Below are 16,057 nucleotides of genomic sequence, written 5' to 3'. Positions count from 1 at the left end.
AAAATGCGGGTGGCCATCGTCGATGATGAATTGCTGGCACGTAGCGTGCTGCGCGAATACCTGGCGCGCCATGACGATATCGACATCGTGGCCGAGTGCGCCAACGGCTTCGAAGCCGTCAAGGCCATCGCGGACCTGGAACCGGAACTGGTGTTTCTCGACATCCAGATGCCGCGCCTGGACGGCTTCGAGGTGGCGGAGCTGATCGGCGCGAAGACGCGTTTGATCTTTGTCACGGCCTACGACCAATACGCCTTGAAAGCGTTCGAATGCCATGCCCTGGACTATCTGTTGAAACCGTTCAGCGAACAGCGCTTCGAGCAGGCGCTGGCCCATGCGCGCGCCAACCGCAGCACGCCCGAGACTGTGCTGACGGTGGCGCGCGAGGCGGCCACGCGCGCCGCGCCCCTGGACCGCGTGCTGATACGCGATGGTGCCAAGGTCCATGTGATCGCCAGCGCCAGGATCGATTACATCGAGGCGCAGGACGATTACATCAGCATCCGTTCCGAGGGCAAGTCCTACCTGAAAAGCCAGAGACTGTCGGAGCTGGAAACCCAGCTCGATCCTGCCAAGTTCCTGCGCGTTCACAGGTCGTATCTGCTCAATATCGACGGCATCCGCCGCATCGAGGCGGCCACCAAAGACAGCCACGTGGCCATCCTGCGCGATGACACGAGGATACCCGTGAGCAAGGCGGGGTATCAAAAACTCAAGATATTAGTTGGCTAGCTGCACATCCCACCAGGTGGGCAAGAGCTGGCGGATTTCCGGCCGCGAAAAACGGTCGTCGATCAGATACACGACGCCCTTGTCCGACTGCGTGCGGATGACCCGGCCGGCCGCCTGCACCACCTTCTGCATGCCCGGATACAAATACGTGTAGTCGTAGCCGGCGCCGAAGAGGTCGCCCATGCGCCGGCGGATCTGCTCGTTGACGGGATTGATCTGCGGCAAACCCAGGGTGGCGATGAAGGCGCCAATCAGGCGCGCGCCCGGCAAGTCGATGCCTTCGCCGAAGGCGCCGCCCAGCACGGCAAAGCCGATGCCGCGCGTGTCCAGGCCGAAGCGGCCCAGGAATTGCGCGCGCGCACCATCATCCATGCGGCGCGGCTGCTGCCAGAGGGGCACGTCAGGGTAGTGCTGGGCGAAGAGGGTGGCCGTCTTTTCCATGTAATCAAAACTGCTGAAGAAGGCCAGGTAGTTGCCCGGCGTTTCTGCGTACTGGCGCGCCATCAGCTGAGCGATGGGTAGCAGCGAGGCGGCGCGGTGCTGGTAGCGTGTGGAAATGGTGTCGGCCACGCGTACGGACAATTGTTCCGCCTGGAACGGCGATTCCACGTCGACCCAGGCCGTGTCGGCCGGCATGCCCAGGGTGTCGCTGTAGTAATTCCACGGACTCAGGGTGGCGGAAAACAGGGCCGTGCTGTGGCTGGCCGCGAAGCGTTCTTTCAAAAAGGGCGCGGGAACGATATTGCGGATGCACACGGTGGAGCCAGCGCTGGGTCCCGTATTCGTCTTGCTGACGTCGAACAGCGAATGCTCGCCAAAACTCTCTGCCAGGCGGTTGATCAGCAGTACGTCGAAATAAAAGCGCTGCAAGTCTTCATCGAGCGCCGCCGCGTGTTCGGCCAGGTAATCGCCGATGGCCGTGGCCACGCCTTGCAGGGCGCCAAAGAATTTGTCCGGCAAGGCCGCATGCACGTGATAGTCGCCATCCTGTTCCTTCAGCAAGGCCGTCCACTGGCGCGCGAGGCGGTCCAGCGGTTTCTTCAAGGCTTCCGGCGCGAACTTGCGCAGCAGCTTCAGATCGATCTGTGCCAGTTCGGCCGAATACATGCTGCGCGCGCGCGACACCATATTGTGCGCCTCGTCGACCAGCACATTGACTTTCCAGTCGTGGGCCAGGGTCATGCCGTACAGCATGGCGCTGAGGTCGAAGTAATAATTGTAGTCGCCGATGACGACATCGCTCCAGCGCGTCAGCTCCATGCCCAGGTAGTAGGGGCAGATACCTTGCTGCAAGGCGATGGCGCGTATGGCTTCCTTGTCCAAAATCAAGCCGCTGGCCAACGCGACTTCACGGGCCAGCGGCAAACGATCGTAAAAACCCTTGGCCAGCGGGCATGATTCGCCATGACAGGCCTTGTCAGGATGTTCGCAGGCGCTGGTCTTGGCGCTCAGTTCCAGCACGCGCAGGGGCAGCAGGGGCGCGCTATTTTTGAGGATGGCGCAGGCGTCGAGCGCCATTTGCCGGCCCGGCACCTTGGCGGCCAGGAAAAACAGTTTATCGAGACCATGCGCGGCCGTGGCCTTCAACATGGGAAACAGGCTGCCCACTGTCTTGCCGATGCCCGTGGGCGCCTGCGCCAGCAAGCCGCAGCCGCGGCTGCTGGCCTTGTACATGGCCTCGGCCAGCTGGCGCTGGCCCGGGCGAAAGTCGGCATGGGGAAAGGCCATGCTGGTGAGCTGCGCGTCACGGCTGGCCCGGTGCGCCATTTCCTGTTCGGCCCAGTCAAGGAACAGCGCGCAATGCTGTTCGAAGAACAGACGCAGCGCCTCGGCCGTGTATTCCTCGTGCATCACGGTTTCCTTCTGGCTTGCGATGTCGAAATACACGAGCGCGACGCGCAGCATGGGCAGGTTCAGTTGCTGGCACAGCAAGTGGCCGTAGATGCGCGCCTGCGCCCAGTGCAGCTGGCGGTGGTTGGCGGGCATGGCGTCCAGGTCGCCCCGATAAGTCTTGATTTCTTCCAGCTGGCGCCGCGCCGGGTCGTAGCCATCGGCGCGGCCCCGCACATGCAGGGGGCCGAAGTCGCCGGACAGGCTGATTTCGCGCTGGTAATCGTCGTCGCGCCGGCCAGTGACGGTAGCGTGACCTGCCATGCCTTCCTGCGCCGTGGGCGAGGGGGTAAAACGCAAGTCCAGGTCGCCCACCTTGGCGGTGAATTCGCACAGGGCGCGTACGGCGATCGTGTACTTCACGCGGCCTCCCACTGCAGGTAGCACACGCTGACGGGCATGGCGTGTTCGGCGCAATACGCGATCCAGCGCAGCTGGTTGTCTTGCAAGCGGTCGCCCGGACCCTTGACTTCGATCATGCGGTAGCGCTGCTCTGCCGGCCAGAACTGGATCAGGTCGGGCAGGCCGCTGCGGTTGCTTTTGATATCGAGCAAGATGCGTTCAAACGCCTTTTTCAGGTGGGCGGCGGGGATGCAAGCCAGCGCCAGATCCAGCAAGCCGCCGTCCAGCACGTCCCAGCTGACGAAGGGCGAGACGATGCCATGCTTGGCGGCATGCGTGGCGCGGATGGCTGCCTGATAGCTGCCGTCGTCCAGCTGCGCCAGGCAGGCGGCAAAGTCCAGGCTGCGGCGCTGGTAAAAGTCGGCGCTGTGCAAGTCGGCCGGGCCACGGTGGAATGGGTGGAAGAAGGCGCCCGGCATGGCTTTGAAAATGACGGGCCAGCACAGCAGGCCGAACAGCGAGTTGATCAGGGTGTTTTCCACGTAGTACACGGGCGCGTCATCCTGCATCAGGTGCTGCTGCACCACGCCTTCCACGTAGCACGCTTGCGCCGGATACGGCAGCAGCAGGTCGATGCGGTCCACGCTGGCCGCCGCGCTTGCCACCTGTTTTGCGTGGCCCAGCTTGCGCCGCAAACGGGGCGCCATGCGCAGCAGCAATTGCTGTTCCGCTTCGCTTTCCGGCGCGGCCAGGGCGATCATCAGGCGTTCGTAGGCCGCTTGCGGCTGCTCATCTTTTTCCAGCACGCGGATGGCGCGGCCCCGGGCGCCCGGATAGCGGCAATCGGCATAGGCGCGGTAGGCGGCGGGCCAGTCCTGGCATTTCTCCAGGTGCTGGGCGATCTGGAAGCGCAGCTTGTCGCGCCGGCTGGCCAGCCAGGTATTGTCCTGGGACAAGGGTAGCGCCGCCAGTTCCTGCAGCACTTCGTCTGCCGGCGCGCTGTCGTTGTAGCGTTCGCGGCACTGGTGCAGCACTTCGTAGTGCTCGATATCCTGGCGCGTGCGAAAGCCGCGCGATTGCGGCGAGAATTCCACTTTTTCATACTGGTACACACCGAGGTCGGACAGCACGAATTCCGACCAGTCCTGGTGATAGTTGCCAAAGTAAATCAGGCGTAGGCGGTCGCACAGGGGCTGCAGGCCGATGCGGTACAGCACGTCGGTGCAGGCCGGATGCCATACGGAAAATGGTTTCTCGTCCGCATGCTGTTCGCGCAAGGCGTCCAATTGCTCGGCCTTGCGCGCCGCCTTCAGGGGTGCGGCGAGGCGGAAGGCCTGGACGATTTCCCCTTTCAGCAATTGCTCGAACAGTGCATCGAGCGAGATGGCAGGATCGGCTACCACCCAGCCAGTGGCCAGCAAGGGCAGGGCGGCCGCGCGCGTGTCGCCGATTTCCGGATAATTGAGCTTGCTGGCGCGAAACAGACAGCCTTTGCGCATGACCAGGCGCACGAACAGCGCGCGCGAGGGTTGCGGCAGTGCGCCGAATCCGGCGATGAACTGTGTTTCCTCAAGACTCAGCAGATCGGCGTAACGGGCGCCTATCCAGCTCAGCACATCCTGGAAATTATCCAGATAATACAGGGGATTTTCCAGGACTCTCAGCATGGGGATGACAATAGGGCAAGTTGCAAGGTGATGGATTTTACTGTGTTTATATACAGTTTAAACCTTCATCCGCCGATTGCCCAGCGATTTATGTTCAGCCAGCCGTGCTGTAGGCAAAACAGCTGTCGAACTTTTCGTAAGGAATGAATTCCTCGCGCAGGCTGGCCAGTTCGATATCGGTCAGCAAGCCCCGGTGCGCCTCTTTTCTGCCTTTGGGCAGCACTACCTCGTAATCGACGATGTCCCTGGCCAGCAGCGCGGACAGGACCTGTGCCTGTTCCGACGAGAGGTAGCGCGCATGCGTGCCCAGGGTTTTTGCCAGTTGATCCTTGAAGTCCGCGTCGCTGACCTCGTTGTAGGTATCCTGGTCGGCCATGCTGTTCAACAACATGTGAAACATAAAATCTTGCAGATTTTTCGCCAGGTACTGGGCTTCATTCTGGTCGTGCCACAGCAGCACGATGGGCAGCTCGCCATCGTGCTGGCCTGACGCGAAAAAACAGTAGTGATCGCCCGCGCCCGTTTGCGCAAACGGGATGAACTGGAAGGCGGGGTCGTTCTGCCGGTAATCGTCCGCGTCCAGCAAGGTTTCCGCTGCTTCGGCAACGGCCTTGATATTGAGCAATTCGAAATCGTCCGCGTGCAGCAACAGGGTGGGCCGGTCTGTCAAGGTGGGATAGACCAGCTTGTACCAGTCGGGGCCATATTCGCCCACGGCCAGCATGCCGTCGCGCTCCAGTTGCCGGTACAGAGTGGGATAGGTAAAGCCGTGTTCGTGTTCAATTTCTGACAGTGTCATGTTTGCCCTGTTAAACGTGATTCATGGGGTAATGATAGCCGAGGCGATGGCTTGCACGGCAGCCATGAACAACGCAATTAATAAGCATTTTAGTTTACTAATGTGGCAGGGTCACGTAGTCTTGCCAGACAATATCCATCGAGCCCGCATGAAAAACATCATTTTAATTTCCGCCGCCTGTTTGCTGGCGCTGCTGTCGACCATCGGCGCCTCGCTGCCATACCCGATCCTGCCACCCCTGTTTGCCGCCGAGGCGCCGAAGGCCTTCAATAACTTCCTGGGCTTGCCGTCGAAACTGCTGTTCGGCCTGGCGCTGACCATCAACCCGCTGGGCTTGCTGATTGGCTCGGCCGTGCTGGGGCCCTTGTCGGACCGCTATGGCCGCCGTCCCTTGCTGATGCGCACGGCCGTGGGCGCCGCCATCGGCCACGCCATCACGGCCTGGGCGCTGGTGATCCAGTCCTATCCGCTGTTCATCGTGGCCCGTTTCATCACGGGTTTGCTGGAGGGAAACGGCGCCGTGGCGCGCGCCATGCTGGCCGACCAGTTGACGGGACCGCTGCGCCTGCGCGCCATGTCGTGGCTGAATGGCGCCTTTTACCTGGGCTGGCTGGTTGGCCCCATCTTGGCGGGCGCCACCCTGCATTGGGGCGTGACGGTACCGTTCTGGATCGCCGCCGCCGCCCTGATGCTCGTCGCCGTGCTGGTGGCCGCCGGTTTGCCGCGCGAAACGCCCTCGCTATTGACGACGTCGTGGTGGCAAGTGGCGCGCGACCGGCATTCGCTGAACCTGCTGCGCCATGAGGAGTTGCGCACCCTGTTCATCGTGCAGCTGGCGCTGACCTGCGGCGTGGCCAGTTTTTACGAGTTTTATCCGCTCTGGCTGGTCGAGACGGCCAGTTACCATGCGCAGGAGATTGCCTGGGTGAATGTGGGCCTGTGCGGTACGATGACCATCACTTCGCTGCTGGCGGGCGGTCCCAGCCGCCATGCGCCCTTGTTGCAGGCCAGCTGGTATGCCTGCGGCGTGGCGCTGGCCGTAGGGATTTTGGCGCTGGGCAATATCTGGGTGGGCATCGCCGCCATCGTGCTGTTCGGCATTCCGAATGCCTTGTACAACACGGTCATCCAGGGCTGGTGCGCCGAACGCTTCAGCGCGCACGGGCAGGGCGCCGTAATGGGCTTGCTGGCCACCACCTTTTGCATCGCCAACATCGTCGTCGCCCTGAGCGGCTCCGTGCTGACTCTGATCGACACGCGGCTGATCCTTGTTGCGGGCGCCGTGTCCGCCGCGTGGGCTGCCTGGCGCATGGCGGCCTGGCGCCGCCAGCTGGACGGCGCCGTTGACGCCAAGGCAGTGGCATGAACACGTCCGAGCAGACGCTGTTCCTGCTGAAGATGCGGGGGCCGCAGACGGCGCAGCAGTTGGCGACCTTGCTCGAGATCACCTCCATGGGTGCGCGGCGCCAGCTCGAAGCGGCGCAGGAGAAGGGCCTGGTGGCGCACGCGGACGTGGCCGACAAGGTGGGGCGTCCGTCGCGGCGCTGGGCGCTGACGCGCGAGGGCCATGCGCGCTACCCCGACCGCCATGCCGACCTGACCCTGGAATTGATTACGCAAGTGAAAACCCTGTTCGGCGATGAGGGGCTGGATAAATTGATCGGCGCGCGCGAGCGCAGCAGCGAGCTGGCCTACGGCAGGCTGGTCGACCCGCAGCTTGCGCTGGCGCAAAGAGTGGACAGTCTGGCGCGGGCGCGCGATGGTGAGGGCTACATGGCCCATGCCGAGCCGCAGGATGATGGCAGTGTCTTGCTGGTGGAAAACCATTGCCCGATTTGCGCGGCCGCCACGGCGTGCCAGAATTTCTGCCGCTCGGAGCTGGCCATTTTTCAGCGGGTATTGGGGGACGATTGCACGGTGGAACGCAGCGAGTATCTGCTGGAGGGGGGGAGGCGCTGCGTGTACCGGATCATGCCGCTGAAATGAACCCGGCAAAAAGCCGGGGTCGTACCCTGCTGGGTACGACCCCGGTCTCTGCACTTGGGGCTTGTTACTTTTTAGTCGCCTTCGGCTTGGCAGCCGGCGCCGCTTTTTCAGCCGCAGCGTGCACGCCTGCCGTGGCCTGTTCCGTGGCCTGCGCCACTTGTGCGCTGGCCTTGGCAATTTGATCTTCCACGGTTTTCACGGCTTGTTTGGTGGCCTTGGTGACTTGCTCGTAACCGAGGAAGGCATTGTCGATGGCGGCCTTGACGATGGCCACGGCGTTTTCCGAGCCTGGCGGCACGTTTTTCGTGACGTCGTATATCAGGGCGCTTAAATTGCTTTTCGCTTCGGCCACGTGGGCTTCGGCGGCCGTGGTGAATTCCGTGTGGATTTCCTTGATGATGTCGTCGAGTTGCTGTTTATACGCTTTTGCACCGGCCACGCCCGGTTGCAGCTGGGCGGCGGCGGCGGCCATGGCGGCCTTCGGATCCTTGGCCTGGCTGATTTCCTTGCCGGCGGCAAGGCCATCCTCGATGCCGGATTTGGCGGTGGCCATGTTCAGCGCCAGTACCTGTTCCACGCCTTGCACGGCCTTGGAGGTGAGGGTGTTGAAGGTCATCAGCTGGAATTCAAACAGGGCCTTGGTGGCCGATGCGAATTGTTCGGGATTCGTAAACATGTGGTCTCCTCGGTTTGAATAGATACGTTCTTATCGTTCCATACTCTTTCGACGCCGCAATGCCATCGCTTGATCTCAAGCCGGTGCCCCGTGTGGTCATGACCCCATTATTTAACAATCGCCGGTTTTTCGCAACGGCTATCTTTGTACGGTCCCGAGGCCAGTTCCCAGCCAAATCCCAGGGTGGACTGGGCGCACGACAGGGTGCCGTCGACCTTGCTGCGCCACTGGTACCAGGGCGCCGGTCCGGCCGAGGCGCACGCGCAGGCTGCCAGCAGGGCCGTGGCGATCAAGTATTTCATAAGTACTCCGAAAGAAAAGCCTGCGGGCATTGTAGCGCGCTTGCCGTTCAGGGAGGGGGCGATTGCGGCGCCGCAGCGGGCAGCTGCAGGGTGAAGGTGGTGCCGCTGCCGGCGCCGGTGCTGCTGGTGGCGTCGATATGGCCGCCCAGCACGCCCGTGACGATGTTGTGCGCCACGTGCAGGCCGAGGCCCGAGCCGCCCGAACCGAGCTTGGTCGTGAAGAAGGGGTCGTAGACATGCGCCAGGTCGTCGGCGGCGATGCCCACGCCCGTGTCGCTGATGGACAGGGTGATCGTCTGCCCGTCTTCGCTGCCGCGCGCGGAGATGGCGATATTGCCGCCGCTGCGGCCCTCGAAGGCATGGCGCTGGCAGTTTTCCAGCAGGTTGCTCAGCACCTGGCCCAGCGGACCGGGATAGCTGTCCATGGCCAGGCCGTCCGGCACGTCCTGCGTCAGGCTCAGGCCGGCGGCCTTGAGGGGCGTCGACATGGGCAGCATCAGTTCGGCGATGAACTGGCGTAGCAGGAAGTGGCGGCGCTGCGAGCTGGCGCGGTCGACGGCGATCTGCTTGAAGCTGGAGACCAGGTCGGCGGCGCGCTGCAGGTTGCGCAGCATGATGGCGTCGGCCTCGCTGGCCTGGGTCAGGTAGGCGCCCAGTTCGGAGCGGCGCAAGCCATCGAGGAAGCTGGCCTGGATTTCGCGCGTGCGTTCGGCCATGGTGGTGGCCACCACCAGACCGTTGCCGATCGGCGTATTGAGTTCATGCGCGATGCCGGCCACCAGCGCACCGAGCGCGGCCAGCTTGTCGCGGCGCACCAGTTCTTCCTGCGTGATGGACAGGTTTTCCAGCGCCGCGGCCAGTTCGCGGTTCGCCTGTTCGGAGTGTTCCTTTGCCTGTGTCAGAGCGGCCGTGCGTTCGTCCACCAGCTCTTCCAGGTGGGTGCGGTGACGCTGCAGCTCGCGTTCATGGCGCATGCGGCCGATGGCGATGCCGGCCAGGTCGGTGGCCGTGTCGATCAGCTCCAGGTCGCGCGCATCGGGCTTGCGCACTTCGCGGTAATACATGGCGAACGAACCGAGGACGGCGCCATCCTGGCCGAAGATGGGGCGCGACCAGCAGGCGCGCAAGCCGAACGGCGCCGCCAGCTCGCGGTAGGGTGCCCACAGCGGGTCGCGCATGATGTCGCTCACTACCACCGGTTCGCGCAGGAACATGGCCGTGCCGCAGGAGCCCACGCCGGGGCCGATGGCCACGCCTTCGAGCAGGGCCATGTACTCGGGCGGCAGGCTGGGACCGGCCGCGCTGTGCATATGGATGCCATCATCGTCGAGCAGCATGATGGAACAGAGCACGCCGCGCGACTGGCCTTCGATCAATAGCAGCAGCTGGTTCAGGGTGGGGATCAGGGGCGCGCCCTTGGCGACCATTTCCAGCAGGGTGCTCTGGCCCGCGCGCATGGCTTCGGCGAGGTTGCGTTCGGTCAAGTCGATGATGCGCGCATGCACGAGCTGGCGGCCCGGCACGGACAAGCGCATCAAGCGGATTTCGCAGGCGATCGGGTGGCGGTCGCGGTGGCAGCAGCTGGCGCGGAAGACGACGATCTTGCCTTGCAAGGTATCGCGGATCTTTTCTTCCAGCAATTGCGGCGAGGCGCTGCCATCGTCCTGATGCCTGGGGAATAGCGGCTCCATGCCGCCTTGCAGCAGCTCGGCCAGCGGCATGCCGAACAATTCTTCGGCCAGGTGGTTGGCGTCGATCAGCAGGCGGTTGTCGATATCGAACAGCAGCACGGCGTCGGGCGAGCCGGCCAGGATGGAATGGTAATTGACTTCCAGCGTTTGCGGATGCAGGGGCCGCGGTGGCGTGGCCGGAGTAGCGAAGGGGCTGGCAGCGGGCGCCTCGGCCTTGTGCAGCGCCAGTTCCATGAGGATTTTTTCCGCCACGTCGCGCGCATTGAAGGGCATCTTGATGTAGTCGCTGGCGCCGGCGCCCACGCTGCGGCCCTGTTCCTCCGCGCTGGGGGTGGCCGACATCAGCAACAGCGGCACGCCATGGCGTCCGCCCGCATTGCGCAGCCGCATGCAGGTGGCGCCGATATTCGTGCCGGCCAGGGCCGCGTCGAGCAGGATCAGGTCCGTGCCGCCGGCCGCCAGCTCCACGCCTTCGTCGATATCGCCCGCCAGTCCCGTGCCCAGGTTATGCCGGTCCAGCACATATAGCAGTTCGCGCACATCGTTAGGCGAATTGCTCACCAGTAGCACGTTGGCCCGGTCGGCGATGGAGGAAATCAACTGATTCATGGTGTCGCGCCCTTACGCGTATCGTGAGGCTAGTATTACATTAAGGCAAGTAGGAGTAAACGATAATTCTTGATGACCAAAAGCAATGCGTTTGCGCGCTGTTTTACGCTGCGTTTTGCATGTTCTGCGGTGCCAGTTCGGCGCGCGCCTGTTCGATGCGCGGATAATTATCCTCGATCCAGTCGACCAGCACGGCCAGGCGTTCGGCCGCTTCGCGTCCCAGCGGCGTGAGGCTGTATTCCACCTTGGGCGGTATCACCAGATACGCTTGGCGCAGCACGAAGCCATCGCCCGCCAGTGCTTCCAGGGTTTGCGCCAGCATTTTTTCGCTGACCCCGCCCACTTCGCGGCGCAGTTCGCTGAAGCGCCGCGTGCCGCTCAGCAGTAGTACCAGCACCAGCACGGCCCAGCGGCTGGTCAGGTGGCTGAGCACGGCGCGCGACGGGCAGGCGGCCGCCAGCAGTTGCGCTCCCTGGTTTTGCCGGGCGAGGGCGGCGCGCAGGCTGGCGCCGGGAGTGTCTGTGGACATGATAGTTGGCCTTCAATTTGAGTGTTGATTCATACTTACCAAAAGGTACGTACTTACAATAAGTAAGTAATAGTCCTATTATAGGGTCTTACTACCCACCCTCCAAGGAGAAATCATGATCGTCATCACCGGCGCCACAGGCAATCTGGGCCAGCACGTCATCGCCAGCCTGCTCACATCCGTCCCCGCAGCCAGCATCATCGCCGCCGTGCGCAATCCGGCAAAGGCCGCCAACCTGGCTGCACTGGGCGTGCAAGTACGCCAGGCCGATTACAACGATGGCGCCAGCCTCGACGCGGCGTTCAAGGGCGCAACGAAGATTTTGCTGATTTCGTCGAGCGAAGTGGGGCAGCGCGCGCAGCAGCACCAGAACGTCATCGATGCGGCCAAGCGGGCCGGCGTGGCCCTGCTGGCCTACACCAGCGTCTTGCGCGCCAACACGTCGCCGCTGGGCCTGGCTGCCGAGCACGTCATCACGGAAGCGGCCATCCGCGCGTCCAGCCTGCCATACACTTTCCTGCGCAACGGCTGGTATCTGGAAAACCATACGGAACACCTGGCGCCTGTGCTCGAGCATGGCGTCGTGCTGGGCGCTGCGCAAAATGGCCGCTTCTCGTCGGCCGCGCGTCTTGACTACGCCGCCGCCGCTGCCGCCGTGCTGACGGCGGCCCAGCCGCAAGCCATCTATGAACTCGCTGGCGACCAGGGCTTTACCCTGGCCGAGTACGCAGCCGAAGTGGCGCGCCAGTCGGGCAAGGCGATTGGTTATAAAGACTTGCCGCAGGCGGACTTCAAGGCGGCGCTGGTGGGCGTGGGCGTGCCGGAAGGCTTTGCCGACCTGCTGGCCGACTCCGATGCGGGCGCGGCCAAGGGTGGACTGGAAGACAATGGCAAGCAATTGAGCGCGCTGATTGGCCGTCCGACGACGACCCTGGCCGATGCCGTCAAGGCGGCGCTGGCCAAGTAAGGGAAGGGAGGGTGCCGTAAGCGGGAAGGCCGCGCGGCATCCGGAAATGAAAAAAGCCGCAAACTCGTGAAAGTTTGCGGCTTTTTTGCGAATTAGGTAATGGTGCCCACGAAGGGACTCGAACCCCTACACCCGAAGGCACATGGACCTGAACCATGCGCGTCTACCAATTCCGCCACGTGGGCACTGATGCTGCTTGCTGCTTATTACTGCTGTATCTCACTACTGTACTGCGGACTACAACGAAAACAACTCGTTGCTGGTGGTGCCCACGAAGGGACTCGAACCCCTACACCCGAAGGCACATGGACCTGAACCATGCGCGTCTACCAATTCCGCCACGTGGGCATTGTGCTGCTTATTTCAACCACTTACTGCTTTACTGCGGATCACAATGAAAACAACTCGTTGCTGGTGGTGCCCACGAAGGGACTCGAACCCCTACACCCGAAGGCACATGGACCTGAACCATGCGCGTCTACCAATTCCGCCACGTGGGCATTGTTACTGCTTCTTGCTTCACGCTGCGTGTTCTGCAGCGAGGACAAAATCATAAGGGCTGGCGCGCATTCGGTCAATCAACATTTTGCACTTTTCTTCAAGAAACATGTTTTTTCGCCTGAAAAGGGCTGTTCCCTATGAAAAAAGGTTAAATCTGCCTCATTTTTCAGCGTTTTTCCGCAGGTTTCTGTCCCTGGGCGAGCCGTGCGGCCTGGCTGCCGCAGTGCTGCCGACTTGCTGGGGAGGAGGGTATTTCGCCGCGGAAATGAAAAAAGCCGCAAACTCGTGAAAGTTTGCGGCCTTTTTGCGAATTAGGTAATGGTGCCCACGAAGGGACTCGAACCCCTACACCCGAAGGCACATGGACCTGAACCATGCGCGTCTACCAATTCCGCCACGTGGGCACTGATGCTGCTTGAGTACTTGTTGAAAGATAACTTCACAACAATTCTGCTATTATAGCGACTTGAAGAGTTTTGCGCCAGATGAGCTTTCGCTCCATACTGCACATCAACCCTGTACCGCTTTCCTGCAACTGCATTCCCGTGAAGGTTTGTCGCTGCAAGAGGGCTAGATTATAGAGCAATATTTGCCGAAGTCAAATGCATTGCGCAGCTTTTCTCCTTTTTTTCATCGGCGGGGCACTTGTTCGGTTTTCGCTACGCTGTCCGTTAGGCAAACCAAGGCGTCCTCCGGTACACTACTGGACATCACCGTGTCAATATTGACGGTGATGTCATCGGTCTTTGTATTCCGTTTGATCACTGTCAATAACAACTATAGAAATACTTTTGAGCCAAAATACCCACACCATCCCCAGCCGGGAGGACATTCTCGGCATATTCCGCAGCGTCAGCGCGCCTCTCGATCCGCAGTCTCTCGGGAAAACGCTGCAAGTGCATGCTGATTCCATGGATGTCCTGGTCCGTCGCCTGAAGGCGATGGAGCGCGACGGCCAGCTGAAGTCTGATGCCAGCGGTGTTTTCAGCCTGGCGGACCAGAGCGCGCTTGTCGCCGGTCGCGTCACCAGCCACCGCGATGGCTTCGGCTTCGTCATTCCCGACGACGCCAGCGCCGACCTGTTCCTGCCTGAGAAAGAAATGCAGAAAGTCCTGCATGGCGACAAGGTCATGGCCCGCATCGTCGGCACGGACCGCCGCGGCCGCCCGGAAGGCACGATCGTGGAAGTCACCTACCGCGCCAATAGCCACGTCATCGGCCGTTTGATCCAGGAAAACGGCACCTGGGTCGTGGCGCCGGAAGACCAGCGCATCGGCCAGGACATTTTAGTCACCGGTTCGGTGGGCAAGGCGAAGGCCGGTCAGATCGTCAGCGTCGAGCTGACCGAGCAACCGATGCGCTTCAAGCAGCCAGTCGGCAAGATCGTTGAAGTGCTCGGCGCCCTGGACGATCCCGGCATGGAAATTGAGATTGCCGTGCGCAAATTCAATGTGCCGCACATCTTTTCCGCCGCCGCCCTGAAACAGGCGGAAAAACTGCCGTTCGAAGTGCGTGACGCCGACCTGCAAGACCGTGTCGACCTGCGCGACGTGCCATTGGTTACCATCGACGGCGAAGATGCGCGCGATTTCGACGATGCCGTGTATTGCGAGCCCGTCAAGATCGGCCGCGCCAACTGCTACCGCCTGATCGTGGCGATTGCCGACGTCAGTCATTACGTGAAACCGAATGACGCACTCGATATCGATGCGCTCGAACGCAGCACCTCCGTCTACTTCCCGCGCCGCGTGATCCCGATGCTGCCGGAAAAACTGTCGAATGGCCTGTGTTCCTTGAACCCGGCCGTTGACCGCTTGACCCTCGTGTGCGACGCCGTCGTCAGCGACAAGGGCGAGCTGAAGGCATACCAGTTCTACCCGGCCGTGATCCATTCGGCCGCGCGCCTGACGTATGACGAAGTCGCTGCCGTGCTGGGCAACACCAAGGGACCCGAAGCGGCACGCCGCGCGGACATCCTGCCGCACCTGCAAAACCTGGAAGCCGTCTACCGCGCCTTGCTGAAAGCACGCACGGAGCGGGGCGCCATCGATTTCGAGACGACGGAAACGTATATCGTCTGCAATAGCGCGGGCAAGATCGAAAAGATCATCCCCCGCACGCGCAACGAAGCGCACAAGATCATCGAAGAGTGCATGCTGGCGGCCAACGTCTGCGCGGCCGACTTGTTGCTGCGCAACAAGCACCCGGGCACTTACCGCATCCACGCCAGCCCGACCAAGGAAAAGCTCACGCAAGTGCGCACCTTCCTCAAGCAGGTCGGCCTGAACCTGACGGGCGGCGACACGCCATCGGCATCCGATTACCAGACCTTGATGCAGCAAATCAAGCTGCGTCCCGACGCGGCCCTGCTGCAAACGATGCTGCTGCGTTCAATGCAGCAAGCCGTCTACAGCCCGGACAATATCGGCCACTTCGGCCTGGCGTACGAGGCGTATGCCCACTTCACCAGCCCGATCCGCCGCTATCCCGACTTGCTGACGCACCGTGCCATCAAGGCTATTTTGCAAGGCAAGAAATACGAGCCGAAGCTGTCCGATAAAGTCGTGTTGAACACCAACGTGTCGAACGCCACGCGCAAGCAGCAAGCCAAGGACAAGGCCGACGGCAAGCCGAAGAAGACGGACCTGACCATCTGGGACGCGCTGGGCGTGCATTGCTCGGCCAACGAGCGCCGCGCCGACGAAGCGTCGCGCGACGTGGAAGCGTGGCTGAAGTGCTACTTCATGCAAGATAAATTGGGCGAAGAGTTCACCGGCACCATCACGGGCGTGACCACCTTCGGCGTGTTCGTGCAACTCGACACCCTGTTTGTCGAAGGCCTGGTGCACGTCACCGAGCTGGGCACCGACTACTTCCAGTACGACGATGCGCGCCATGAATTGCGCGGCGAACGCACGGGAAAACGTTATCAATTGACCGACCGTCTTACGGTGCAAGTGGCACGTGTCGACCTGGAAACGCGCAAGATCGACCTGCGCCTGGTAACCGATGCGGAACTGGCGGGCGAAGAAGCGCCGGCCAAGCCGAACGGCGGCGGCAAGCGCAAGGGCGAGAAGAAGTCCATGGTCAAGCCCGGTCCTGCGACCGAGCAGCGCCACGAGATCAAGGCCAGCGCCAACAACGGCGGCAAGGCCGGCAATGGTTCAGGCGGTCGTTCCAACGGCGCCAAGGCGCAAGCCAAGCCTGCAGCCAAGGCAGCCCCGAAGGAAGCCCCTAAGGCGGCAGCCCCCAAGGCTGCCGCGTCGAAGCGCAGCAAAAAACCAGCCGCGGCACCCGTCGCGGCGGCACCACGTGCAGCAAAAACTGTATCAAAAACAAGCAAAAGCAAGCGTTAAAAGAAGCGAT

General features: G+C 62.1%; 12 protein-coding genes and 4 tRNA genes. 5 read left to right on the top strand and 11 right to left on the bottom strand.

Annotated features, from left to right (window positions below; all coding sequences use genetic code 11):
• Positions 1 to 3: 3 nt before the first annotated feature.
• Positions 4 to 732, top strand: coding sequence for a LytR/AlgR family response regulator transcription factor (locus ACQ4W0_RS13875; protein ID WP_436577354.1), 729 nt, complete (start codon positions 4 to 6; stop codon positions 730 to 732).
• On the opposite strand, the gene ACQ4W0_RS13870 is transcribed toward ACQ4W0_RS13875, so the two are convergent.
• The 3 genes from ACQ4W0_RS13870 to ACQ4W0_RS13860 all read right to left on the bottom strand — a co-directional run bounded on the left by ACQ4W0_RS13870 (position 721) and on the right by ACQ4W0_RS13860 (position 5,430).
• Positions 721 to 2,985 (bottom strand): ATP-dependent DNA helicase, encoded by a 2,265-nt coding sequence (locus ACQ4W0_RS13870; RefSeq protein WP_436577246.1) that lies wholly within the window; start codon positions 2,983 to 2,985, stop codon positions 721 to 723. The two genes, ACQ4W0_RS13875 and ACQ4W0_RS13870, sit on opposite strands and share 12 nt — an antisense overlap.
• Positions 2,982 to 4,631 carry a VRR-NUC domain-containing protein gene (locus tag ACQ4W0_RS13865; RefSeq protein ID WP_436577245.1) on the bottom strand — a complete coding sequence of 550 codons (1,650 nt, stop codon included), beginning with the start codon at positions 4,629 to 4,631 and terminating at the stop codon, positions 2,982 to 2,984. The genes ACQ4W0_RS13870 and ACQ4W0_RS13865 overlap by 4 nt, the downstream gene beginning before the upstream one ends.
• A gap of 94 nt (positions 4,632 to 4,725) precedes the next feature.
• Positions 4,726 to 5,430, bottom strand: a complete 705-nt coding sequence (locus tag ACQ4W0_RS13860) for an SMI1/KNR4 family protein (protein WP_436577244.1) — start codon at positions 5,428 to 5,430, stop codon at positions 4,726 to 4,728.
• A 148-nt stretch (positions 5,431 to 5,578) separates the two neighbouring features.
• Here ACQ4W0_RS13860 and ACQ4W0_RS13855 point away from each other — a divergent pair, with 148 nt between their 5' ends.
• A complete protein-coding gene (locus ACQ4W0_RS13855) occupies positions 5,579 to 6,796 on the top strand; it encodes an MFS transporter (protein ID WP_436577243.1) in 1,218 nt (405 codons plus the stop codon).
• Positions 6,793 to 7,416, top strand: coding sequence for a helix-turn-helix transcriptional regulator (locus tag ACQ4W0_RS13850; protein ID WP_436577242.1), 624 nt, complete (start codon positions 6,793 to 6,795; stop codon positions 7,414 to 7,416). Before ACQ4W0_RS13855 ends, ACQ4W0_RS13850 begins: the two co-directional genes overlap by 4 nt.
• A gap of 64 nt (positions 7,417 to 7,480) precedes the next feature.
• Here the strand turns inward: ACQ4W0_RS13850 and phaP are convergent, their stop codons facing one another.
• From phaP to ACQ4W0_RS13830, 4 genes are all read right to left on the bottom strand, one after another.
• Positions 7,481 to 8,092 (bottom strand): TIGR01841 family phasin, encoded by a 612-nt coding sequence (gene phaP, locus ACQ4W0_RS13845; RefSeq protein ID WP_436577241.1) that lies wholly within the window; start codon positions 8,090 to 8,092, stop codon positions 7,481 to 7,483.
• Between the two features lie 107 nt (positions 8,093 to 8,199).
• Positions 8,200 to 8,394: a hypothetical protein gene (locus ACQ4W0_RS13840; RefSeq protein ID WP_436577240.1), complete on the bottom strand. Its 195-nt coding sequence runs from the start codon at positions 8,392 to 8,394 to the stop codon at positions 8,200 to 8,202.
• A gap of 47 nt (positions 8,395 to 8,441) precedes the next feature.
• The gene (locus ACQ4W0_RS13835; protein ID WP_436577239.1) at positions 8,442 to 10,694 is read right to left on the bottom strand and encodes an ATP-binding protein; all 2,253 of its coding nucleotides are present in this window, start codon (positions 10,692 to 10,694) and stop codon (positions 8,442 to 8,444) included.
• A 103-nt stretch (positions 10,695 to 10,797) separates the two neighbouring features.
• The gene (locus ACQ4W0_RS13830) at positions 10,798 to 11,223 is read right to left on the bottom strand and encodes a winged helix-turn-helix transcriptional regulator (RefSeq protein ID WP_436577238.1); all 426 of its coding nucleotides are present in this window, start codon (positions 11,221 to 11,223) and stop codon (positions 10,798 to 10,800) included.
• 115 nt (positions 11,224 to 11,338) lie between these two features.
• On the opposite strand from ACQ4W0_RS13830, the gene ACQ4W0_RS13825 reads away from it, so the two are divergent.
• Complete coding sequence (locus tag ACQ4W0_RS13825; protein WP_436577237.1) at positions 11,339 to 12,190, top strand: SDR family oxidoreductase; 852 nt, start codon at positions 11,339 to 11,341, stop codon at positions 12,188 to 12,190.
• A gap of 100 nt (positions 12,191 to 12,290) precedes the next feature.
• Here the strand turns inward: ACQ4W0_RS13825 and ACQ4W0_RS13820 are convergent.
• The 4 genes from ACQ4W0_RS13820 to ACQ4W0_RS13805 form a co-directional block, all read right to left on the bottom strand.
• Positions 12,291 to 12,375, bottom strand: a tRNA-Leu gene (locus ACQ4W0_RS13820).
• A 78-nt stretch (positions 12,376 to 12,453) separates the two neighbouring features.
• Positions 12,454 to 12,538: transfer RNA gene (locus tag ACQ4W0_RS13815), tRNA-Leu, on the bottom strand.
• A gap of 67 nt (positions 12,539 to 12,605) precedes the next feature.
• Positions 12,606 to 12,690: transfer RNA gene (locus ACQ4W0_RS13810), tRNA-Leu, on the bottom strand.
• A 320-nt stretch (positions 12,691 to 13,010) separates the two neighbouring features.
• Positions 13,011 to 13,095: transfer RNA gene (locus ACQ4W0_RS13805), tRNA-Leu, on the bottom strand.
• A 387-nt stretch (positions 13,096 to 13,482) separates the two neighbouring features.
• Between ACQ4W0_RS13805 and rnr the strand changes: the two genes are divergently transcribed.
• Positions 13,483 to 16,047 carry a ribonuclease R gene (gene rnr / locus ACQ4W0_RS13800; RefSeq protein WP_436577236.1) on the top strand — a complete coding sequence of 855 codons (2,565 nt, stop codon included), beginning with the start codon at positions 13,483 to 13,485 and terminating at the stop codon, positions 16,045 to 16,047.
• Positions 16,048 to 16,057 lie beyond the last annotated feature (10 nt).

Origin of the sequence: Janthinobacterium breve, assembly GCF_051380895.1 — a bacterium.
GTDB lineage: Bacteria > Pseudomonadota > Gammaproteobacteria > Burkholderiales > Burkholderiaceae_D > Janthinobacterium.
Note: the sequence above shows the minus strand (reverse complement) of the source record. Positions and strands in the feature narration are given on the sequence as shown.

Excerpts from the sequence above, each read along its gene's own strand:
- ACQ4W0_RS13830 (WP_436577238.1), bottom strand. The coding sequence starts at position 11,223 with ATGTCCACAGACACTCCCGGCGCCAGCCTGCGCGCCGCCCTCGCCCGG.
- ACQ4W0_RS13860 (WP_436577244.1), bottom strand. The coding sequence starts at position 5,430 with ATGACACTGTCAGAAATTGAACACGAACACGGCTTTACCTATCCCACT.
- phaP (WP_436577241.1), bottom strand. The coding sequence starts at position 8,092 with ATGTTTACGAATCCCGAACAATTCGCATCGGCCACCAAGGCCCTGTTT.
- ACQ4W0_RS13875 (WP_436577354.1), top strand. The coding sequence starts at position 4 with ATGCGGGTGGCCATCGTCGATGATGAATTGCTGGCACGTAGCGTGCTG.
- ACQ4W0_RS13850 (WP_436577242.1), top strand. The coding sequence starts at position 6,793 with ATGAACACGTCCGAGCAGACGCTGTTCCTGCTGAAGATGCGGGGGCCG.
- ACQ4W0_RS13835 (WP_436577239.1), bottom strand. The coding sequence starts at position 10,694 with ATGAATCAGTTGATTTCCTCCATCGCCGACCGGGCCAACGTGCTACTG.
- ACQ4W0_RS13825 (WP_436577237.1), top strand. The coding sequence starts at position 11,339 with ATGATCGTCATCACCGGCGCCACAGGCAATCTGGGCCAGCACGTCATC.
- ACQ4W0_RS13855 (WP_436577243.1), top strand. The coding sequence starts at position 5,579 with ATGAAAAACATCATTTTAATTTCCGCCGCCTGTTTGCTGGCGCTGCTG.
- ACQ4W0_RS13865 (WP_436577245.1), bottom strand. The coding sequence starts at position 4,631 with ATGCTGAGAGTCCTGGAAAATCCCCTGTATTATCTGGATAATTTCCAG.
- ACQ4W0_RS13840 (WP_436577240.1), bottom strand. The coding sequence starts at position 8,394 with ATGAAATACTTGATCGCCACGGCCCTGCTGGCAGCCTGCGCGTGCGCC.